21 protein-coding genes are annotated in these 21,339 nt (G+C 69.8%); 14 read left to right on the top strand and 7 right to left on the bottom strand.

What is annotated here, in order from left to right; translation table 11 throughout:
* Nucleotides 1–58 precede the first annotated feature (58 nt).
* The 6 genes from J1792_RS36115 (at nt 59) to J1792_RS27245 (ending at nt 6,199) form a co-directional block, all read left to right on the top strand.
* Complete coding sequence (locus J1792_RS36115; RefSeq protein WP_443742780.1) at nt 59–1,417, top strand: thioesterase domain-containing protein; 1,359 nt, start codon at nt 59–61, stop codon at nt 1,415–1,417.
* A 1-nt stretch (nt 1,418) separates the two neighbouring features.
* On the top strand, nt 1,419–2,342 hold the full coding sequence (locus J1792_RS27265; protein WP_086569987.1) for an ABC transporter ATP-binding protein: 924 nt from the start codon (nt 1,419–1,421) through the stop codon (nt 2,340–2,342).
* Nucleotides 2,343–2,398: 56 nt separating this feature from the next.
* The gene (locus J1792_RS27260) at nt 2,399–3,133 is read left to right on the top strand and encodes a hypothetical protein (RefSeq protein ID WP_086569986.1); all 735 of its coding nucleotides are present in this window, start codon (nt 2,399–2,401) and stop codon (nt 3,131–3,133) included.
* Between the two features lies 1 nt (nt 3,134).
* Nucleotides 3,135–4,421, top strand: a complete 1,287-nt coding sequence (locus J1792_RS27255; RefSeq protein ID WP_207248397.1) for a macrolide family glycosyltransferase — start codon at nt 3,135–3,137, stop codon at nt 4,419–4,421.
* A complete protein-coding gene (locus J1792_RS27250; RefSeq protein ID WP_179198891.1) occupies nt 4,405–5,601 on the top strand; it encodes a cytochrome P450 in 1,197 nt (398 codons plus the stop codon). Before J1792_RS27255 ends, J1792_RS27250 begins: the two co-directional genes overlap by 17 nt.
* Before the next feature lie 214 nt (nt 5,602–5,815).
* Nucleotides 5,816–6,199, top strand: a complete 384-nt coding sequence (locus J1792_RS27245; RefSeq protein ID WP_179198890.1) for a hypothetical protein — start codon at nt 5,816–5,818, stop codon at nt 6,197–6,199.
* Nucleotides 6,200–6,374: 175 nt separating this feature from the next.
* On the opposite strand, the gene ccrA is transcribed toward J1792_RS27245, so the two are convergent.
* A complete protein-coding gene (gene ccrA / locus J1792_RS27240) occupies nt 6,375–7,721 on the bottom strand; it encodes a crotonyl-CoA carboxylase/reductase (protein ID WP_179198889.1) in 1,347 nt (448 codons plus the stop codon).
* 267 nt (nt 7,722–7,988) lie between these two features.
* On the opposite strand from ccrA, the gene J1792_RS27235 reads away from it, so the two are divergent.
* Nucleotides 7,989–8,753: a thioesterase II family protein gene (locus J1792_RS27235; RefSeq protein WP_207248396.1), complete on the top strand. Its 765-nt coding sequence runs from the start codon at nt 7,989–7,991 to the stop codon at nt 8,751–8,753.
* A gap of 100 nt (nt 8,754–8,853) precedes the next feature.
* On the opposite strand, the gene rfbB is transcribed toward J1792_RS27235, so the two are convergent.
* A complete protein-coding gene (rfbB, locus tag J1792_RS27230; RefSeq protein ID WP_207248395.1) occupies nt 8,854–9,831 on the bottom strand; it encodes a dTDP-glucose 4,6-dehydratase in 978 nt (325 codons plus the stop codon).
* Nucleotides 9,828–10,895 carry a glucose-1-phosphate thymidylyltransferase gene (locus J1792_RS27225; protein ID WP_086568639.1) on the bottom strand — a complete coding sequence of 356 codons (1,068 nt, stop codon included), beginning with the start codon at nt 10,893–10,895 and terminating at the stop codon, nt 9,828–9,830. The genes rfbB and J1792_RS27225 overlap by 4 nt, the downstream gene beginning before the upstream one ends.
* Before the next feature lie 665 nt (nt 10,896–11,560).
* Here J1792_RS27225 and J1792_RS27220 point away from each other — a divergent pair.
* The 3 genes from J1792_RS27220 to J1792_RS27210 all read left to right on the top strand — a co-directional run bounded on the left by J1792_RS27220 (nt 11,561) and on the right by J1792_RS27210 (nt 13,517).
* Nucleotides 11,561–12,397, top strand: a complete 837-nt coding sequence (locus J1792_RS27220) for an AfsR/SARP family transcriptional regulator (protein ID WP_086568635.1) — start codon at nt 11,561–11,563, stop codon at nt 12,395–12,397.
* A gap of 212 nt (nt 12,398–12,609) precedes the next feature.
* Nucleotides 12,610–12,798 carry a hypothetical protein gene (locus J1792_RS27215; protein WP_086568633.1) on the top strand — a complete coding sequence of 63 codons (189 nt, stop codon included), beginning with the start codon at nt 12,610–12,612 and terminating at the stop codon, nt 12,796–12,798.
* 119 nt (nt 12,799–12,917) lie between these two features.
* On the top strand, nt 12,918–13,517 hold the full coding sequence (locus J1792_RS27210; protein WP_242705303.1) for a 2'-5' RNA ligase family protein: 600 nt from the start codon (nt 12,918–12,920) through the stop codon (nt 13,515–13,517).
* Between the two features lie 29 nt (nt 13,518–13,546).
* Here the strand turns inward: J1792_RS27210 and J1792_RS27205 are convergent, their stop codons facing one another.
* On the bottom strand, nt 13,547–15,169 hold the full coding sequence (locus J1792_RS27205) for an ADP-ribosyltransferase domain-containing protein (protein ID WP_086568630.1): 1,623 nt from the start codon (nt 15,167–15,169) through the stop codon (nt 13,547–13,549).
* Between the two features lie 108 nt (nt 15,170–15,277).
* On the opposite strand from J1792_RS27205, the gene J1792_RS27200 reads away from it, so the two are divergent.
* Nucleotides 15,278–15,955, top strand: a complete 678-nt coding sequence (locus tag J1792_RS27200) for a macro domain-containing protein (RefSeq protein WP_207248394.1) — start codon at nt 15,278–15,280, stop codon at nt 15,953–15,955.
* 27 nt (nt 15,956–15,982) lie between these two features.
* Here the strand turns inward: J1792_RS27200 and J1792_RS27195 are convergent, their stop codons facing one another.
* From J1792_RS27195 to J1792_RS27185, 3 genes are all read right to left on the bottom strand, one after another.
* Nucleotides 15,983–16,348: a GntR family transcriptional regulator gene (locus J1792_RS27195; RefSeq protein WP_086568643.1), complete on the bottom strand. Its 366-nt coding sequence runs from the start codon at nt 16,346–16,348 to the stop codon at nt 15,983–15,985.
* A gap of 2 nt (nt 16,349–16,350) precedes the next feature.
* Entirely contained in the window at nt 16,351–17,340 is a 990-nt protein-coding gene (locus tag J1792_RS27190; protein WP_207248393.1) for a DUF1648 domain-containing protein, read from the bottom strand.
* 99 nt (nt 17,341–17,439) lie between these two features.
* Nucleotides 17,440–18,408, bottom strand: coding sequence for an NAD-dependent epimerase/dehydratase family protein (locus J1792_RS27185; RefSeq protein WP_207248392.1), 969 nt, complete (start codon nt 18,406–18,408; stop codon nt 17,440–17,442).
* Nucleotides 18,409–18,715: 307 nt separating this feature from the next.
* Here J1792_RS27185 and J1792_RS27180 point away from each other — a divergent pair, with 307 nt between their 5' ends.
* The 3 genes from J1792_RS27180 to J1792_RS27170 all read left to right on the top strand — a co-directional run bounded on the left by J1792_RS27180 (nt 18,716) and on the right by J1792_RS27170 (nt 21,198).
* Nucleotides 18,716–19,657, top strand: a complete 942-nt coding sequence (locus tag J1792_RS27180; protein WP_307843105.1) for an MFS transporter — start codon at nt 18,716–18,718, stop codon at nt 19,655–19,657.
* Entirely contained in the window at nt 19,654–20,298 is a 645-nt protein-coding gene (locus tag J1792_RS27175; RefSeq protein ID WP_086568621.1) for an antibiotic biosynthesis monooxygenase, read from the top strand. The genes J1792_RS27180 and J1792_RS27175 overlap by 4 nt, the downstream gene beginning before the upstream one ends.
* A 75-nt stretch (nt 20,299–20,373) precedes the next feature.
* Nucleotides 20,374–21,198, top strand: coding sequence for an SDR family NAD(P)-dependent oxidoreductase (locus tag J1792_RS27170; RefSeq protein WP_086568619.1), 825 nt, complete (start codon nt 20,374–20,376; stop codon nt 21,196–21,198).
* Nucleotides 21,199–21,339: the final 141 nt, after the last annotated feature.

The raw sequence follows: 21,339 nt of genomic DNA, 5'->3' as shown, positions 1-21,339 counted from the left end.
ACGAGGCATACGGGTCGACTGGCAGGAGGTCTACAAGGGTTGGGGTGGGGCTCCGGCGGTGCTGCCCACGTACGCCTTCCAGCGGGAGCGCTACTGGCCCGAGCCCGTCACCCAGCTGCCGCCCCTCCAGGAACCGGTCGGCCCCGTGACCGCCGACGCGGAAGACGCCACTGCGGACGTGGTCGCGTACGGCCCACCGGCCACCTCGGCACCCGAGCTGCGGGGCCGCCTGGCAGGCCTGCCCGAAGAAGACCGCGTCCGTGAACTGCTCACCCTCGTGCGGCAGAGCGCGGCCCGCGTCCTCGGGCACCGGAACGTGGACCTGATCGAGACGGAGGGCACCTTCCTGGAGGTCGGCTTCGACTCCCTTACCGCCCTGGAGCTGCGCGACACGCTCCGCACCCGGACCGGACTCGACCTGCCGGGCACGTTCACCTTCGAGCACCCCACCCCGCTCGAGCTGGCCCACCGCCTGGACGCCGAACTACGGACGGCAGCCGGTGTGCCCGGCGCCACCACCACCGTGCCCGCGGCCCCGCTCCTGGGCATCTCGCCCACGGACCTCGACCCCGCCGGGCTGCTCAACTCCCTCTACCAGCAGGCGATCCTGGAGCGGAAGATCCCTGAGTTCCTCGAACTCACCGCCATGGCAGCAGAGTTCCGCCCCAAGGCGCGCAAGCACTCAGAGCTGCCCACCCCGGCCCCGCTGGTCAGGCTGAGCCGGGGCGGCGAGCGCGGGCCTCTCCTGATCGGCACCAGCGGCACCAGTGCCGTCGGCGGCCCGCACGAATTCGCGCGGCTCGCCACGGCACTCCGGGGCCGCCGCGACGTCGCCGGGATCCCGGCACTGGGCTATGGGCGCGGCGAACTGCTGCCCGCCACCCTGGACGTGGCGATGGGCTGGCAGGCCGAGACGATCCTGCGCGAGACCGACGGCGCCGGATTCGTGCTCTACGGGCACTCCGGCGGAGCCGTGCTCGCCCACGCGTTGGCCAAGCACCTGGAGGCCATGGGGGCGGGGCCGTCCGCGCTGATCCTGGCGGACATCTACCCGTTCGAACACCCCATGATGACCGCCTGGAACGCCGAACTCTCCGAGGGCGTGGTCCGTGAGGACCCCGCTGCGGGCGGCGCGCCGGACCGTGCGATCATCCCCATGGACGACATCCGCCTGACCGCCATGGCCTGGTACGGAACCGTCTGCCAGGACTGGGAGCGCACCGCCACCACCGCCCCGACGCTGCTGGTGCGGGCCTCCGAACCGCTCGGCGCAGTCCCCGACGGCCAGGACTGGCGCAGCACTTGGGCCCACGCACACACCACGGTGGACGTGCCGGGTGACCACTTCACGATGACCGCAGAACATGCCGAGACCACAGCGCTCGCCATCGAGCGCTGGCTGACAGAGGTGCTGTGACATGACAGACGAACTCCGCGAAGAGGCAGTCGGCAACGGCGAGTTCCTCGCCCGCGCGGTCGGCGTCACCCGCCGCTACGGCGACATGACCGCCGTCGACCAGGTGGACCTGGACATCCCGGCCGGCCAGCTCCTGGGCCTGCTGGGCCCCAACGGAGCGGGCAAGAGCACGCTGATCAACATGTTCGTCGGGCTGCGGCACCCCACCGAGGGACGCGTCGAGCTCTTCGGCCGCGACCCCCGCGACATGAAGGCCCGCCTGCGCATGGGCGTCACCCCCCAGGAGACCGGACTTCCGGACATGGCACGGGTCGGAGAGGTCGTCGACTTCGTCGCCGCGCATTACCCCCATCCCTTCAAGCGCGGGGAGATCCTGGACCGGTTCGGCCTCGGTGAGCTGGTGCGCAAGCAGACCGGCGGGCTCTCCGGCGGTCAGAAGCGGCGCCTCGCCGTCGCCCTGGCCTTCGTCGGCCGCCCCGACCTGGTCTTCCTGGACGAACCGACCACCGGACTGGACGTCGAGGGCCGGCAGACGCTCTGGGACGCGATCAAAGAGTTCCACGGCACGGGCGGCACCGTCGTGCTGACCAGCCACTACCTGGAAGAGGTCGAACAGCTCGCGCAGCGCGTCGTCGTCGTGGACCGCGGCCGCTGCGTGGCCGACGACAGCGTCGAGGCGCTGCGCCGCATCAGCGGACTGCGCCGGGTCAGCGTGCTCGCCTCCGAACTGCCGCCCCTCGCCGGCGCGATGGGCGTCGAGCGTGAGGGCGACCGGGTCCGGATGGTCACCGCCGACGCGGACCAGCTCGTACGCGAACTGGTGGCGTCCGGAGTCGCTTTCACCGACCTGGAGGTCCAGTCGGGATCGCTCCAGGACGCGTTCCTGGCCCTCACCAGCAAGGCCCCGGCCCCCACAGCCGCCTGACACCCGCGTCCGTGTGACCCCCTCCCGGATCGCCCCATCTTCCTAGGGACCCCCTCATGCAAGCGATCGTCGTCAACATCAAGTTCGAGCTGGTCCAGGCGCTGCGCGTACCGATGGTCTACGTCGCCATGCTCTTCCTGCCCTCCGTGGGCATGCTGCTCTACGTCCTGCCCGCCGTGCAGGACCCCAGCACCGTGGTCATGAGCACCGCCTCGATGTGCCTGTTCACCGTCCTCATCCTCTGCTCGGCGCAGTACGGCAACGGCATCGCGGACGCGCGGATGCGGCCGTGGGGCGGATTCGTCCGTACGCTGCCCGGCGGGCCGGTGCCGAAGATGACCGCCATGATCGTCCTGAGCCTCCTGCTGGCCGTCATGGGCAGCCTCCCGATGATCGCCATCGCGGCGTTCGGCACCGAGGCCACCCTGCCCCTCGGCCGGCTGCTGCTCGGTCTGCTGGCGCTGGGTCTGGCCGTCGTGCCGTTCGCCCTGCTGACCCTCACCATCGGGTACTCGGTCAACCCCTACACCGTCCACGTGCTGGCCACCATCATGCCCATGGTGCTCGCCTACCTCGGCGGCTACTTCGCGGACCCGGCCGCCGACTCCGGCTTCATCGCCACGATCGCCCCGTTCACCCCGGCCCGCGGCCCGGCCGAGCTGGTGTGGGCCGCCGTGGGCGACCACAGGGTCAACCCGGTCTCGATGGTGATGCTCCTGGTGTGGACGGCCGTCTTCGCCGTCCTGGCCGCCCGTGCCTACCGGGCCGACGAGGGCCGACGGTTCCACTGACATGACCGACACCACGGACACCGGCACGACCGGCCCCGACGGGACGCGCCGTCACGTCGTCTTCCTCAACAACTCCGGCCTCGGCCACGTGATCCCCACCCTCGACGTCGCCGCCGAGCTGGTACGACGCGGCCACGAGGTCACCTACGTCACCGGCTGCAACCTCGTGGACCGGGTCGCGGCCACCGGCGCCACCGTCCTCGGCTACCCCTCCGTCCTCGACGAGGTCGACCTCTCCGAGATGGTCACCGCCGACGACACCGCCCGGATGCCCTCCCTCTATCTCCAGGAGGGCAAGCGCGCCCTGCGCACCCTGGAGGAGCACCTGGGGGAGCGCCGTCCCGACCTGATCGTCTACGACCTGACGCTCTACCACGTGGCCCGCGTCCTCTCCCGCGCCTGGGACGTGCCCGCCGCCGAGACCTTCCCGGCGCTCGCCTCCAACAAGCACTTCAAGCTGCTGGACAAGCTGATCGCGAAGATGGGCCGGGCACGCCCCGGTCACCCCGCCCTCCAGGACTTCCTGCGTGAACTGAACGACCTCCTCGCCCAGTACGGCCAGAGCGACACCTCCGTGGAGGAGCTCGTCGGTCGCGAGGAGGACCTCAACCTCGTCTTCTACACCCGCTCCTTCCAGCCGGCCGGCGCCACTTTCGACGCCGCCCGCTACCACTTCGTCGGCCCCTGCCTCGAAGGCGCGGCGGCGGCCGAGCAGTGGACCCCGCCCGCCGACGGCAGCCCCGTCGTCCTGATCTCGCTGGGCACCAGCGTCCACCGGAACCCGGAGTTCTTCCGGATGTGTGTCGAGACGTTCCGTGACACCCCGTGGCACGTCGTCATGGCGGTGCACAAGGGCATCGCCCCCGCCGACCTCGCCCCCCTGCCGCCCAACGTCGAGGTGCACACCTGGGCGCCCCAGCTGGCCGTGCTGCGCCATGCCGAGGTCTTCGTCTCGCACGCCGGGCTCGGCAGTATCACCGGCGCCCTGTCCATGGGGACTCCCGTGGTCCTGGTGCCCTCGACGCCCGAGCACGAGGTACACGCGCAGCGGGTGGCCGAACTCGGCCTCGGCCGGGTCATCCGCTCCGGCACGCTCGGCCCGGACCGGCTGCGTGCCGCAGTGGACGAGGTGAAAGCCGACCAGATGACACGCAAACGTGTTTCGAAAATGCAGCAGGACATCGCGGAGGCCGGCGGCCACACGGCCGCCGCCGATGCACTCGAAGGTCATATGGCACGCGCATCGCGTGGATTCGGTAGGCAGGGACGGCATGACGGAATACTTTGACTTCACCCACCCCCAGTTGGAAACCAACTATCTGGAATACTACGGGCGATTTCGGCGTGAGGACCCCGTCCACTGGACCCCTTACGGGTACTGGATGCTTTTCAACTACGACGATGCCGACGCGCTCCTGCGCAGTTCCGACACGTCCAGCGACTTTCCGTCCAACACCCAGTGGGCGTCGACTCGGGGTGGCCCCACCAGTCCGGTCATGAAGTCCGCGGACCACTGGATGCTGATGAAGGACGGCGACGCCCACCGCCGGCTGCGCCGCGGCGTCGGCAAGCTCTTCACGCCCCGGATGCTGGACCGACTCCGCACCCGCATCCCGCAGATCGTGGACGACCTCCTCGACGGCATCGGCCCCGACGGCGGGGAGATCGACGCGATGAGCGCCCTGGCCCTGCCACTGCCGGTGACCGTCGTCAGCGAACTGATGGACATCCCGCCCGAGGACCGTGACTTCTTCCGCAGTGTGACCGAACCCGTCGGTCAGATGATCAACCGCTCGATCCCGCCGCGGGACCTGATCGCGATGAACAAGGCCGAGCCCAAGGCCCGCGCCTATCTCTACAAGCTGATCGAGAAGGCCCGCAACGAGCCTCCCACCAGCACGCTCGTCTCGATGATGCTCCACTGCGACGAAAACTATTCGGACGACGAAATCGCCGCGAATGCCGCACTTCTGTACAACGCGGGGTACGAGACCACCTCCAACCTCATCGGTAACGGACTGCTGGCCCTCCTCCAGCGCCCGGAAGCGCTGCAGGCCCTGCGCGACGATCCCTCCCTCATGCCCACGGCCGTCGAGGAGCTCTCGCGCTTCCACCCGTCCGCCCGCTACGTGGCCCGTATCCTCACCGAGGACATGAAGTTCGGCGACAAGGTCATCCCGGCCGGCGACGCCGCGTTCGTCGCCTTCGAGTCCGCCGGCCGGGACCCGGAGCGCTACCCCGACCCCGACCGGCTCGACCTCGGCCGCCGCGGGGTCAAGTCCCTCGCCTTCAGCGCGGGCCCGCACCAGTGCATGGGCAAGCACCTGGCCCTGCTGGAGGTCGGCGTGCTCTTCTCCGAACTGCTGAAGCGCTACAGCCGCATAGAACTGGCCACCGACACCCCCCTCTACCACCCGCACTTCAACCTGCGCACCCTGAAGGAGCTCCCTATTCGGCTGTACAGGTAGGAATTACCCCTTGCGAACCGGCCGATGTGGCGGGAATTCATTGGTGATGGATTCCGGCTGCATCGGGCCGGTTTTTCTATTTCCCGCCCCCTAGCGTCAATAGGGGTCCGGATTCCTTGAACAGGGGTGGTCAGCACCCCGCCGTTCGACGAAAGTTACCCGTGCAAGCGAAAGGCGCAGCGAATTCGCTGCGAAATGCAACGGAGGATCCATAATGAAGATCGCTTCCCGCGTCGCCCTCGCCGGCGTCGGCGCCGCTGCTGCCGCCGCCATGCTGGCCGGCCCGGCGTTCGCCGCCCCCGCGCAGGCTCCGCAGGCGGCGGCCGCCGCCAGCCCCTGCAACGCCTCGACCTCGGGCAACACGGTCAACGGCAGCTGCACGGTCTCCACCCCGTTCGGCTCCTTCGGCGCCACCTTCTCCGGCACCTTCGGCTCCAACGGTTACGGTTCCGGCAAGATCACCCTCAAGGGCGGCGCCATCGGCAGCGTCAACGGCACCTGGACGGGCGGCCCGTTCACCGGCGGCCCGGCCACCATCAAGTACACCGTCCAGACCCCGCTCGGCCCGGTCAGCGGTTCGGTCCCGGTGAACATCTGATCCGCACTCACCTGCTGAGTCGGACCGGAGCGGTCTGACGGACCGTTCCAAACCGGACGAGTGGCCGGCCCCCCGTGGGGTCGGCCACTCACTCGTGTCGCAAGGGCACGGCGCGGGGAGCGCCCGGTGACCCGGGACGGCGGAACGCCCGAACGCCAGGAGGGCCGAGGCGGGCTCAGCCCTCCTGCGGCAGCCGGAAGCGGTTGATCGCCGTCACGTGCTTCTCGCGGAACTCCGGGTCCCGGATCCCGAGCCCCTCCTCGGGGGCCAGGCACAGCACCCCCACCTTGCCCTGGTGCAGGTTGCGGTGGACGTCGTACGCCGCCTGCCCGGTCTCCTCCAGGCGGTACGTCCGCGAGAGCGTCGGGTGGATCCTGCCCTTGACGACCAGGCGGTTGGCCTCCCAGGCCTCGCGGTAGTTGGCGAAGTGCGAGCCCACGATCTTCTTGAGGGACATCCACAGGTAGCGGTTGTCGTACTCGTGCTTGTACCCGGACGTCGACGCGCAGGTGACGATCGTCCCGCCCTTGCGGGTCACGTACACGCTCGCGCCGAAGGTCTCCCGGCCCGGGTGTTCGAAGACGATGTCGACGTCCTCGCCGCCGGTCAGCTCGCGGATGCGCTGACCGAACCGCTTCCACTCCCGCGGGTCCTGCGTGTCCTCGTCCTTCCAGAACGCGTAGCCCTCGGCGTTCCGGTCGATGATCGCCTCGGCGCCCATGGCCCGGCAGATGCCGGCCTTCTGCTCGCTGGAGACGACACAGACCGGGTTCGCTCCGCCCGCGAGCGCCAACTGTGTGGCGTACGAGCCCAGTCCGCCGCTCGCACCCCAGATCAGCACGTTGTCGCCCTGCTTCATGCCGGCACCGTTGCGGGAGACCAGCTGCCGGTACGCGGTCGAGTTGACCAGCCCGGGAGCGGCCGCCTCCTCCCAGCTCAAGTGGTCCGGCTTCGGCATGAGCTGGTTGGACTTGACCAGTGCGATCTCCGCGAGCCCGCCGAAGTTCGTCTCGAAGCCCCAGATGCGCTGCTCCGGGTCGAGCATCGTGTCGTTGTGGCCGTCCGAGGACTCCAGCTCGACCGAGAGGCAGTGCGCGACGACCTCGTCGCCTGCCTTCCAGACGTTCACGCCGGGCCCGGTGCGCAGCACGACGCCCGCCAGGTCGGAGCCGATGACGTGGTACGGCAGGTCGTGCCGCTTGGTGAGCGGCGACAACCTTCCGTACCGCTCCAGGAATCCGAACGTCGGGAGCGGCTCGAAGATCGAACTCCATACGGAGTTGTAGTTGACCGAACTGGCCATGACGGCTACGAGCGCCTCACCTGGCCCCAGTTCGGGCAGCGGCACCTCCTCGACGTGCAGGGACTTGCGCGGGTCCTTGTCACAGGTGGCGAGGCCCTCGAACATGGCGGACTCGTCCTTGCGCACCGTCACGGCACGGTAGGACTCGGGCAGCGCCAGGGCGGCGAAGTCCGCGGACGTGGCGTCCGCCGACCGGATCGCGTCCAGAATCTCTTTCACGGGGTGACCTCCGGAGGGGCGCCGGTGCGGGAGCAGCGGCGTACGGCTCGGCATGCATCCGCCCGACCGTAGAGCGGGCCCGCCGCGCAAGGAGCCCCTACTCCCTCCCCGTACGCCCCAGAAAGCCCGGACCACCCCTCAACCACCCTTGTGCGGCAGGGGAGTCAAGGGGCGACTAGGGGTGGGAGCGGCCCCGGTGCGCGCCTACCGTCGCCCTAGTGCACTCGCCTGAAAAGGGGCGGCTTCGAGGAAGGAACGGCCCTTGTCGTGACCGGCAAGAATGAGGAGAACGAGCTGTGGATACGACGGTTCAATCCGCGCGACGACAGTAAGCTCAGGCTTGTCTGCCTGCCGCACGCGGGCGGATCCGCGAGCTTCTACTACCCGATGGCAAGTGCGGTCCCGCACCCCGTCGACGTGCTAGCCGTTCAGTACCCCGGCCGCCAGGACCGCCGTAGGGAACCCGGCATCACCAGCATCCAGGCCCTGGCCGACGAGGTCACCAAGGCTCTGGAGCCCTGGACCGACCAGCCCCTGGCCCTGTTCGGCCACAGCATGGGGGCCACCCTCGCCTTCGAGGTGGCCCGCCGTCTGGAGAGCCGGCACGGCGTCGTTCCGGCCGCCCTGTTCGCCTCGGGCCGCCGCGCCCCGTCGCGGCCGCGGAACGAAGCCGTCCACCGTCTCGGTGACGACGGCCTCATCGCCGAGATCAAGGCCCTGAGCGGAACCGACTCCCACGTGCTCGGCGACGAGGAGCTCCTGCGGATGGTGCTGCCCGCCATCCGCGCCGACTACCGGGCGGCGGAGACGTACGTCTACGAGCCCGGTGAGAAGCTGCGCTGCCCGGTGATCGGCCTGGTCGGCGACAACGACCCCAAGGTCACGGTGGACGAGGCCCGCTCCTGGGGCGACCACACGGAGGGGCCGTTCGACTTCCACATCTTCGACGGCGGTCACTTCTACCTGCTGCACCACCGTGCTGCGATCATCAAGATGATCTCGGACCACCTGCTCGACGTAGGCGTCGCCTGACCGGCGCCGTACGGTTCCCCCACAAGCCGAGGGCCGGTGCCCCCCCGCGACAAGGGGGGGACCGGCCCTCGGCGTCTCCACGACGTTGCCCGATGCGGCGCTATACGGTGGCCGCCCGCAACGGCTCCCACCACGCCCGGTTGTCCCGGTACCAGGCCACGGTCTCCTTGAGCCCGCTGTCCAGCGAGTGCCGGGGCGTCCACCCCAGCTCCTCCCGGATCTTCCGGGAGTCCACGGAGTACCGCAGGTCGTGCCCCTTGCGGTCGGCCACGTGGACCACCCGGTCCCAGCTCGCGCCGCAGGCGTCGAGAAGACGCTCCGTCAACTCGCGGTTGGTCAACGCGGCTCCTCCGCCGATGTTGTAGACCTCGCCCGCACGTCCGCCGCACAGGACGGCGGCCAGCGCCCGGCAGTGGTCCTCGACGTGCAGCCAGTCCCGGACGTGGCGCCCGTCCCCGTACAGCGGAACGTCGTACCCGTCCAGCAGTCGGGTGGTGAACAGCGGGATGACCTTCTCCGGGAACTGGTACGGTCCGTAGTTGTTCGAACACCGTGTGACCCGTACGTCCAGCCCGTGCGTCCGGTGGCAGGCGAGCGCGATCAAGTCGGAGGACGCCTTGGAGGCGGAATAGGGGGAGTTCGGCGCCAGCGGATGCCGCTCGGTCCAGGACCCCTCCGACACCGACCCGTAGACCTCGTCGGTGGACACGTGCAGGAAGGTCCGGCCCCCGTGTCGCAGAGCCGCGTCGAGCAGCGTCTGGGTGCCGAGCACGTTCGTCGAGACGAAGTCGGCGGCCCCCTCGATGGACCGGTCCACATGCGACTCCGCGGCGAAGTGCACCACCGCGTCCGCTTCCGCCACGGCGGCCCCGGCCGACGCTGTGTCACGGATGTCTGCGTGTACGAACGTCAGCCGGGGATCGTTCACCACCGGTGCCAGATTGGTCCGGTTTCCGGCATACGTGAGGGAGTCGAGCACCGTGACGCCGGTGACCCGCACCGGGGCCTCGGGACCGAGCAGCAGGCGGACGAAGCACGAACCGATGAAGCCGGCCCCACCCGTGACGAGAATTCTCATGGCGTGATCTGCACCTTGCTGTGGTCGCCCACGACGAATCGGTGGGCCCGGGGTGTCCGCCCGGCATGGGTCACCTGGCTCTGCCTTCCGATCAGCGAGGCCTCGATCCGGCCTACGCCCTCGATGGAGGCCCCCTCCAGAATGATCGAGAACTCGACCTCGCTGCCGCTGATCACACAGTTCTCGGCAACCGAAGTCGAGGGGCCCACATAGGAGTTGGTGACGGAGGTCCCCGCGCCGATGACGACCGGCCCAACGATCCGGGAGCCCGAGACGCTGGCGCCTCGCTCCACCCGCACCCGGCCGATGATCTCGCTGTCCGCGTCCACCTTCCCGTCGATGCACGGCTCCAGGCCCTCCAGCACCGACCGGTTGACCTCCAGCATGTCGGACACGTTCCCGGTGTCCTTCCAGTAGCCGGTGATCAGCGTGGACCGCACCTTGCGGCCTTGCTCGATGAGCCACTGCACGGCATCGGTGATCTCCAGTTCCCCGCGCGCGGACGGCTCGATGGCCCGGACCGCCTCGTGCACCACCGGCGTGAAGAGGAAGACCCCGGCCACCGCCAGGTCGCTGACCGGATGTGCGGGCTTCTCCTCGATGCGTACGACCCGCCCGTCGTCGTCCAGCTCGGCCACGCCGAACGCACGGGGGTCCTCCACCCGCGTCAGCATCAGGTCGGCATCGGGCCGCTCCTCGCGGAAGCCTTCCACCAGTTTCTCGATGCCCCCGACGATGAAGTTGTCGCCCAGGTACATGACGAAGTCGTCGTCGCCCAGATAGTCACGGGCCACCAGAACCGCATGAGCCAGACCGAGGGGTTTGCCCTGCTGGATGTACGTGACGTCCGCGCCGAAGGTGCTCCCGTCCCCGACGGCTTCGCGGATCTCGTCCGCCGTGTAGCCCACGATGATGCCGATGTCCGTGATTCCGGCGGCGACCAGCGACTCGATGCCGTAGAAGAGCACGGGCTTGTTCGCCACCGGAACCAGTTGTTTCGGGGCGGTGTGGGTGATGGGCAGCAATCTGCTGCCCTTACCGCCTGCGAGTACGAGTGCTTTCATACGCGTGATGTCCTCGCCCTGTCTCAGCCCCCACGGATATCGGGACAGGAATGCCCGGGCCGCGACGGGGGGGATGGCGCGGCCCGGGCAATCAACCAGGCTCCACGTGGCGCCGGGCGGGACTTCGAAGGCCGGCACCACGACGAGCCACCTCGGAAGCTACGCATCCCCCGTCCTCGCGCAAACCCCTACCACCCCCACCTCGCGACCCCTGTACGGCATGGCCTCCGGCCGGGGCCGCGCTGACCCGGAGGCCGCGGCCCGCGTCCCGCGGGTGACCGCCGCGGCGGAAGTCGCCGACGACGGCCTGCGGGCGCTGGTCGACGCCACGCACACCCTGATGGCCCTGCTGTCCGTCTGCGCTACCCCAAAGTGGACTGAACGTATGATTTTGAGACGCCGGTTTTAAGGCGTCGGTTTTAAGACGCCACGGCTGGCTGACGCCGCTCGGGCGGGATGCCCGGTTGGGCACTTTCGGTCAATTTGGCAATAAATAAAAGTGCGTGAGGTCGGCTTCTTCATTGACTGAATAAAAACCAGTTGAACGGTTTATTCTTGACAAGATCGTTCGCACTGCTTTTAACATGCACTCATGCGCGAAGAGCCGACCGACCTGCTTGGGGCCGGGGGAGCCTGCTCGCTCTTGCGTGCGTAGGGGGAGCGCTATGGACATCTCTGTGCTGGGCGGACTGGCTGTCCGGGAAAACGGAGTCTCGATCACACCGTCGGCGCCCAAGCCGCGACAGGTGCTGGCGTTGCTGGCCCTGCGCGCCGACCAGACCGTGTCCGTGGCGGCGCTGACCGAAGAGCTCTGGGGGCAGGAGCCGCCTCGCAGCGCGCGCGCCACGTTGCAGAAGTACGTGTTGCAGCTGCGCGAGTTGATCACCGCCGCCCTGGCGAGCGACCCCGAGGGCGCCCAACCCCGTACCGCCAAGGACGTGCTCGTCACCGTGCCTGGCGGCTATCTGCTGAACAGCTCCGGCGGCAGCAGCGATGTCCGGGACTTCGAGCGACTCGCAGGCATGGGCTATCGGGCCATGGCCGCGAACGACCTTCCCGGCGCCGCAAGGCAGTTGGAGAAGGCGCTCTCGCTGTGGAACGGCGTCGCGCTCGCCGACGTCCAGACCGGGGCGCAGCTCGCCGTGGAGACCCGGAGGCTGGAGGAGACCCGGCTGTGCGCCCTCGATCAGCGCATCGAGGCCGACCTTCGACTCGGGCGGCACCGCGAGTTACTCGGCGAACTGACCGTGTTGGTCAGCCGATATCCCACCCACGAGACCCTGCACGGTCAGTTCATGCTGGCGCTGCACCGATCCGGTCGGCGCACCGAGGCCCTGGAGGCCTACCAGCGCCTGCGCCGCGCCCTGATACGCGAACTCGGCCTGGAGCCCTCCGGTGGACTGCGGCGGCTCCAGCAGACGATCCTGCGGGCCGAACCGGAGGGCGTGCCGCACGCGCCCGCACTGGCCGACGGCGATGAGTGGCTCATCATCGCGCGGTGACGAGCGGTCGCGCGTTCCGCGCATGGCGACGCGTCGGATCAGTGCTGAACCCGGACCCGCGTGGCCGACGTCTGCCCCGTGCTGCCCCGTGACGCGGCAGTGCAGCCTTCAACTGGCCGAGAATACCTTTGGTGTATACCTGGCGCCGCGGGGGAGTATTCCGGATATTGGCAGATCTTCCGTGATCCGGGAGATTGCCCATGAATTCACGTGTGACACGTATCGCGATCGCTACCGGGGCCGGCCTGCTGGTCCTGGCCCCCGGGAACGCCACCGCGCAGGCCCGGTCGGGGCCCACGTCCGAGGCCGAAAGCCGCGTGGTCAACGTCGACACGCGTACCACCCCCCGGGCAAGCGGCCGCTGGCGGATCTTTGCCCAGACCCCCACTCCCGGCGACTGACGGCCGGGGGGAGTAGCGCCATTCTGTGTATGCAGCATGCCCGGTGTTCGCCCCGTCGGCATGCAGCCAGGCGCCGCGGTCGACTCGTGCGGTGCGGGCGGGGCGCGGATCATGGGGGTGTGGACGAGGATCCGGTGTTCGGTGGGGCCGAGCCGGTGGAGGTGCTCGAGGTGGCGCCCACGGCCCGGACGGCGGTGGCGTGGTTGCCGCCGGGGGAGCTCTGGCCGGTGATCCAGGACATCCGCTGGGAGCACGATCCGCAGGTGCGGCGGTGGCCGCCGCATGTGAACGTGCTGTTCGGCTTCGTTCCGGAGGAGGAGTTCGGGCGGGCCGTGCCGCTGCTCTCCGCCGGGGCGGCGGAGAGCGCGGCGTTCGAGGTGCGGCTGGCCGGCGTGCGGTACTTCCGGCACCGGCAGGCCGCGACGGTGTGGCTCGATCCGGCCGCGGCGGGGCCGGCGCCGTGGGCCGGTCTCCATCGGGCGCTGGGGCTGCGGTTCCCGCTCTGCCGTGGGCGCGGCGGCCGCTTCACCCCGCATCTGTCGCTCGGCCGCACCCAGGACCCGCGGCGTCTGGCCGCCGAGTGCGCCGCCCGGCTCGGCACGCTGACGGCCGTGGTCGAGGAGGTGGTCCTGCTCTCGCGGCGCGGTGAGGAGCCCATGCGGCCCCGGGCCGTGATCAGGCTGGGCACGGGCGAGGTCCGCCGACCGCCGGACGCCTAGGGCGTCCGACGGATCGTAGCGGCGCCGGCTCAGGACACGAGGGTCTGCTCTTCCAGTTCGGTCAGTTTCACGGTGCACAGACCGCCGCGCTCGGTCTTCACGTCCGTCACCTTGAGCTGTGTGCCCGGCGAGAGGATGAATTCCTCCTCGCCGGCGAACGCGGAGAAACTGCTGATGCCCACCGCCCGGGCGGGGACCACCTCGAAGAGCGTCCGCCTGCCGCGGCTGCCGAGGAAGTTCCGGGCCACGTTGAGATTGGGCGTGCACGAGGAAACGCCCCACCAGGTCACGGTCCGGCCGAGCGGGTACTGCGCACGCAGGTCCAGCGAGACGCCGCGCCACAACGGCTCCTTGCGGGCGGGAAGCTGCGACACCGCCGAGAACAGCAGCCGCAGATAGGGGAGATACGGGATGACCTTGGCCCGGTCCGGCGCACGCAGGACGGCGTTGATCTCCCGGTAGAACGCGGACTGGCAGGTGTAGAGATAGAGGGCGGCGATCGCGTCGGCGGAGAGGCTGCCGGCCGCTTCGTCCGCCCTCCTCTTGCCGAATTCGCGCGACTGGTTGACGTGCCGGCCGAGGCCGGACAGCAGCTCGGCGACCGGGGCGACGGCGTCCTGGAAGTCCATGAGCGGGGTGTCGAACACACCGGTGATCGCGGGGAGGGCGAGACCCTCGTCCTTGACGCTGGCGAGCCGTTCGAGATACAGCTGGTGCAGCTCCATGGTGGACGTGATGAACGCGCCCATGCGTTCGGCGATGCCGCCGTCCGTCCCGCCGGCCTCCGCCGCGCCCTCGTTCCACCCCTTGCTCGGCAGCCAGTCGATCGGATCGGCGCCCAGCGACGCGAGGGCGTCGTTCACCACTCCGAAATGGTCGCCCTCGCAGAAGATGTCGCCCTGCGCCGCGGGATTGGGGTGGTCGATGTGCCGGACGTCGACGTCGGGGTACTTCTTCTGGAGTTCGAGGACGACCTTCTTCAGGTTGCGGGCGTGAGCTCCCCACCACGCGAAGACGACACCACGGTCTTCCTCGTCGGCGTTCTGCTTGGCCTTGAGGACCTCCTCGACGATCCGCTCGGTGACCGGACGCCAGAATGCCGTGTGCCGGTCGGCATCGGCGCCCCTCCCCCCGTCACTGCTAGCGGTGAGTGCCGCGTTCAGCAGCAGTACGCCCTGCGTGAGCATCGCCTGGAACCATTCCGGCGGCTGGACGGTGTCCTGCTTCTTCAACAGCGCGCGGATGTCGGCGATCGGGGTCTTCTTGGGTATGCCGTACTTCCACATCGCCGCCGCCTTGATGATGCAGCGGATGCTCACGACCCTGCCGAACTGACTGTCCTTCCAGTCGTGGAAGGTGTTGTCGAACATGGCGATGCCCGTGGCGCTTTCCGGGCGCGGGTACGGGTTCTGACCGAATACGACGACCTTCCACTTGTGCGGCGGATTGGGCTTGAGCGCCTGGAAGGTCAGTTCGCGGACGGGGACGACTTCCTGTCCGCGGCCCGAGCCGATGAACGCGGCTGCGTTCGGCTGAGCCTCGATGACCGGCTTCAACAGCGGAAGCCAGGGTTCACCGCCGCCCTTGAACAGTTCTGCAAGGGCCAGCGGGTCGTTCGCGTCGGGCTGGGCAGGGGTGTTGGCATCGATCATGGCCCGGAGGCTAGCAACGGGGTACGACAACGGAGCTCCCCACCGGTTGTCAGTGGTGGGCGGTAGCGTCGTGATCGTTGGAAGGACCGTTCCCGATGGGAGTGAACTATGGCCGTGAACCGCGAGCAGGCGCCGCTCAAGGTGGTGCTGACCGACGTCAACGCGAAGGTGGTGGAGGCATGGCGGGCGGCGTTCGCCGATACCCCCGGGATCGAGATCCGCAAGGGCTCGATCCTCGATGAGAAGGTCGACACCTGGGTCACTCCGACCAACTCCCGGGGCCGGATGGACGGCGGCGTCGACGCGGCCATCAAGCGGCATCTGGGAGCGGGCATCCAGCTGCGTGTGCAGCGGGCGATCCGCGACCGGTTTGCCGGAACGCTCCCAGTAGGAAGCGCGGTGTGCGTTCCGTCCGGGGCCGTCAATCCGAAGTTCCTGATCTCCACGCCGACGATGGAATCGTCCTCGCAGAACGTGAGCGAGACCCTGAATGTCGCCCTGGCGTGCGCCGCCGCGTTCCAGGCGATCCATCAGCAGAACAAGATTGCGCCGGGCAGCATCACGTCGGTGGCGCTGGTCGGAATGGGCGCCCGGACCGGCGGGGTGCCGGCGCGGGTGTGCGCCAATCTGATGTGGACGGGCTACACGCTGTTCAACGACTACCACTTCGAGGACTACGACGACCTGCGCAGCACGATCGTCGCGCAACTCGACGACATCGAGAGCGCGCCTGTGGAAAAGCGGGTACGTATCGCGCCGCCCCAGCGCTCCATATCCCGCCGCTGACCGAGGCTTTCCCGGCGCATCTCATGCCTATTGGCAGTCGGCCGTCAGGGAATTCCTGACGAGGTCGATCACGTCGTTGTCGCTGAGCCCGAGCGCGCGGGCGTCGGTGACCAGGCGCCGAGCCTGTTCGGTGAGCCGGGCGCGCTCGGCGGACGGTCCTCCGGTGACGACGGCCCCGCGGCCGCGACGGAGTTCGAGGAGGCCTTCCTCGCGCAGCCGTTGGTAGCCGCGGAGCACGGTGTGCATGTTGACGCCGAGGGACGCGGCGAGGTCGCGGGCGGAGGGCAGGCGTTCGCCGGTGTGTACGGTGCCGTCGGCGATGGCGCCGCGCACGCAGGCGGCGATCTGGTCGCCCAGGGGGAGGGGCGAGGAGGGGTCGATACGGAAGAGCACGGTCACCCCCCGGCCGACGTGCGGCGTTCGCGGTCGGCGAGGGTGTTGAGCAGCGCGGCGGCGGTGGCGGCGTCGTCGACGGTGACGACGAACTCGCTGCCGGTGGTCAGACGGGCGCTGATGGCGTCGCCGGTGCGCAGCACGATGCCGCTGGCTCCGGGGCGTGCCCGGTATCCCCAGCCGCCGAAGTCCCGCAGCGGGTTGACGGTGCGGTGGCCGGCTTCGGTGATCCTCTCCAGAGGCACGTTCAGGCGCGGCCAGGGGACGAGCGAGGGCGTGACGGTGATCCCGCGCCGGTCGGCGGTGACCCGGGCGCTGGTCAGCACGGTCATGGGCGTTCCGGTGAGGAGCAGGGGCAGTGCGGGCGCCCATCCGGTGGTGACGCAGACGACGATGCCGGCGGCCAGTATCAGGGCGCCGGTGACGGGAAGGACCCGGGAGCCCGTCACCTGTGTCCAGCCGGCGGTCTCGGCGTCGCCGAGGGTGAGGCGCGGGGCCTGGGCGGAGGGCCCGGAGACGGTCTCGGTCTCCTGGGCCGTGCCGCAGGCCGCCCAGCCCACGGCCGCGTAGAGGGCTGCCGCGCCGAAGGCGAGTGCGGCCTGCGTCCCGGGCAGGGTGACGGTGGCGGCGTCGGAGACGTCGGTGTTGGCCAGCAGCACGGCGGTGACCAGCCAGCCGGTCAGCACCGCGACGGCGCCGCCGATGGCGGCCAGGACGCGCTGCACGCCCGGGTTCGGCCGTATCCAGAGAGCGAGCCCGCCGAAGACGACGCCGTCGCCCACCAGCACCCCCAACGCGGTGGCCAGGAAGGAGCCTTGGCCCGAGAAGCCGTCGGCGCGTCCTCCGTCTCCGATGTGGACGGCCATGCGGCCGGGGAGCCGGTCCTGTACGGACAGGAAGACCGACAGGACGACGGCGGCGGCGATCAGGGCCGGCGCGACGGCGACGGCGATGCGACGGGCGTCGAGGGACGCGGATCGTGAGTGCGGCATGACAGTACCTCCACTTGTTTGCACACTAGTAGAACAACCGGCGTGCACGTGAGGGAAGGTGACTGCCTGCTTCTTAACGCGGTTCTGGCGGGAGCGGTGTCACCCGGTGGTGGCCAGGCGCTCACGCCACCAGTCCACCGTCGCCTTGACCTGCTGGTCGATCGGGGTGGCGCGTACGGTGAACGCGTCGTCGTACGCGCTCGAGTCGGCGACGAACGGACGGTCGAACTGGTAGCGGATCTCCTTCAGTTCGCGGATCAGCGGGGAGAAGACCGATGCGACGCTCAACAGGGCGGACGGCATCCCGCGCACGGCGACCGGCCGCGTTCCCGCCTGGGCGGCGAGGAGGCCGGCCATCTCCCTGACGGACAGTGGGGGCTCCGTCGGGACGTGCCAGGGCCGTCCCCAGGCGCGTTCCTCGCCCGCGACCTCGACCAGGGCCCTGGCCACGTCGGGGAGGTAGCTCCAGCTGTGCGGGGCGTCCGGATCCCCGAGCGTGGAGACCGGCTTGCCGCGCAGCAGTCGCGGCATGACGCGTGCGGCCAGGTGTCCGCCGTCGGTCACGCCGGGCCCGAAGAAGTCCGAGGCCCGCATCTCGACCGCCCTGATCCGGCCCTGCTCGTGCAGGGCCCGCGCCTGCTCCCAGGCGGCGGCGCGCACCCGGCCCTTGGGGCCGGTGGCCGCGAGCGGCAGGTCCTCGGTCAGGGTGCCGTCCACCGGGCCGTAGCCGTAGAGGTTGCCCAGCATGACCAGGACGGCCCCGGTCGCCTCGGCCGCAGCGCAGGCCGACGAGGCCAGCGGCGGCCATTCCTCGGTCCAGCGGTGGTAGGGCGGCGCGGCGCAGCCGAAGATCGCGGCAGCGCCCCGTGCGGCCTCGGTCAGGCGCTCGCTGTCCGTCGCGTCCAGCGCGACGTGTTCGACGTGCTCGGCGTGCTCGATGTGCTCGGTGCCGGGCTCCGGGGCGCGGCCCGACCTGGTGACGACGCGCACCGAATGGCCCTGCTCGGCCAGCAGCCGAGTGGTGGCCGCTCCGGCGGGCCCGAATCCTACGACGACATAAAGACTCACCCGCGCACACTAGTACGAACCGCAAACTGTCCGTATACCGGATGGCCGGGGCGCCGCATGCTTCTCCGTCGAGGCAATCCCGACTTACCGTGTGTACCAGGATGTTGAACCATTCAGTTCAATACCTGGGTGTTCAAGTGATTGATCGGACGCAGAGTGACCGGTTCCGCGGCCGTTGTCACGCGCGGTCGGTTTTTTCGGCGGCCCGCTCGGGCGTCGCCGTCCCGAGGCCGGGTTCCGCCCGGGGGCTGAACAGGCCGTATCGGGCAAGGATCGAGCCACTGAACGGAGGGGATGAATCCGCCACGTGGTGGCCGACAGACGGTGTCTGCCACGCCCTGTAGCTGTCACGGCCAACGATTGCGCGGCGCTGACCGCGCCCACCGGGCTCGCCATCATCAGCACGACGTTCCGCGACGGGCCGGACCAGCGCAGGGCGGTGTCGGTCTACTCCCTCTTCGGGGCCGCCGGCTTCACCGTGGGCGCGCTGCTGTCCGGGGCGCTGCTGGAGGCCGGCTGGCGCTGGACGTTCCTCTTCCCGGCACCGGTGGCCCTGGCCCTGATGCTGCTCGGGCTGGGACTGCTCCCGCCCGACCCGCCGGCCGCCGGCGCCCCGGCCGGGCCCCGGCCCGGCCTGCTGCGCGACGGCCGGCTGCGGCGTTCGGCCCTGGGCGCCGCCTCCCTCAACGGCACCTATGCCGGTCTGCTGCTGCTGGTCACCTTCCAGTGCCAGGAGCGGTTCGGCTGGGCGCCGTGGAAGTGCGCGCTGGCGCTGCTGCCCGCGTGCGTCCCGCTGGCGGTGACCGTCCCGTTCGCCGGCCGGCTGGTCGCCCGCCACGGCACCGCCCGGCTCATCGCCCTCGGGGCGCTCACGCCCTTCGCGGGCTGCGCGCTGTACCTGTGGCGGCCGGAGGGACGGCCGTACGCCACGGGGATGCTGCCCGTCCTGCTGCTGGTCGAGGCGGGCTTCGTCCTCGCCTTCGCGGCGCTCAACATGCAGGCCACCGCCACCGTCCCGGCGGCGCAACGGGGCCGCGCGGTGCCGCTCTACCAGACCGGGGTCCAGCTCGGCGGCGTCGTGACGCTGCCGGCGGTCGGTGCGCTGCTGACGGCCCACGACGGCTACCGGCCGGCCCTGTCGCTGCTCACCGCGGTCTCGGCCGTGGGCCTGGTGACGGCCGTCGCCGGGCTGCGCGCACCGGCCCCGGGCGCCGGAACCCCCGACCACCACGCCCAGGAGACGCCATGACCTCGCCCGCCACCGCCGCCCTGCCGGACGTCCGCCGTGCCGACGCCGGGGCGGTGTTCGTCAGCCACCGCTACGTACCCGGCCGCGAACACGGCACCGCCGTGCTCGGGGAACTCCTCGACCAGTGGAGCGGCACGCCGTGGCCGCGGGGAATTCTGTCCTTCAGCTGTTTCCTCAGCGCCGACGACGAGACCGTGCTGACCTATGCCCAGTGCGACGACGCCGGGGCGTACGCGCCCTTCGTGCGCTCGCTCGGCCCCGCCGCGCGGACGGGCGCCGTCGAATACCGGCTGCACCGGACCGTCGTGCCCGATGCCGCGCCCCGGGAGACGGCCTGCGTGGTCGTCGCCACCTTCGACGTCGACGGCGCGGAACGGCAGCAGCATGTCATCGGTTCGCTCGTCGGCACGCTCGAGAACATGCCGTTCGCACAACACCCGGGCATGATCTCCGCCAATTTCCACGCCAGCGTGGACGGCACCCGCGTGCTCAATTACGCCGAATGGACGTCGGACGCCGCGCACGACGTATTCCTGGACGGCGCGAGCCGGGCTTCGGCATTGCGCGCCAGCAACGACATCCCTGGTGTCCGGCCCATCGGATTCAAGCGCTACCGCCTCTTCGGTAGCGTGGTACGTTGACGCGCAGTCGGCCCAACTCCGGGTCGGCAAAGGCGAGTTGAGCTTCTCTCGCCGCCGTTCAGGGAGGTTTTCCGGATGCGCACCATGGTGATTCAGGGCGGCACCGACGGGATGGGCAGGGCGCTCGCCCTCGCCTATCTGAGGCGCGGTGAAAGGGTGGTGATCCTCGGCCGCGACGTGAAGAAAGGAAAGGCATTACTGGACTCCGCCCGGGAAATGGGAGCGGACGACCGGGCGTTCTTCCTCAAGGCCGATCTCGCTCTTGTCGCCGAGAACAGGCGGGTCATCGAGCACATCAGGGAGAACTTCCCCGTGGTGGACGCGCTCGTGCTGTGCGCCCGGCACTACAGCAGCGTCCGCCGGCAGACCTCCGAAGGTTTCGAGCGCACTTTCGCGCTCTTCTACCTGAGCCGTTTCCTGCTGAGCCACGGGCTCGCCGGGGAACTGGAGAAGGCCGAGCGGCCCGTCGTCATGAACGTGGCCGGACCCGGCACCCCGATGGGCCGGGTCCACTGGGACGACTTCGGCCTCGCGCGGGGCTACGACGGCGTCGAGGCCCTGAACCAGGGCGGCAAGGCCAACGACCTGCTCGGCGTCTCCTTCGCCGAGCGGCACGCGACCGGCCGGATCCGGTACGTCCTGATCAACCCGGGCAGCGTGTCGACCAGCTTCTCCGGTGACTACGACGCCGAGACCGCGGCCCACATCGAGATGATGAAGAAGTTCGGCAAGCCCGTGGAGCAGGGCATCGTGCCGATCGCCGCCCTCATCGACGCTCCGCCCGCGGCGCGGCTGAGCGCGTACGCGGAGAGCCGGCCGATCGGACTGGGGCACCCGTCCTTCGATCCGGGCGACGCGGCCCGGCTGCACGAGGCGACCGAGACGATGCTGGGGCGCTGACGGCGCCCGCGTCAACGGGCCTGTCCTGAAACGACCTTGGACATCGGCACGACCTCCAACCAGCCTTGCGGGCTACCGGCTCGGTCACTAAATTGAACCCACTAGTTCAGACAACTCCAGTGTACCGAGCCGAGTTGGAGA

Origin of the sequence: Streptomyces triculaminicus (genome assembly GCF_017349075.1) — a bacterium.
Classification (GTDB): Bacteria; Actinomycetota; Actinomycetes; order Streptomycetales; family Streptomycetaceae; genus Streptomyces; species Streptomyces triculaminicus.
The sequence above is the reverse complement of the archived record's forward strand: the minus strand, read 5'-3'. Positions and strand labels throughout refer to the sequence as shown.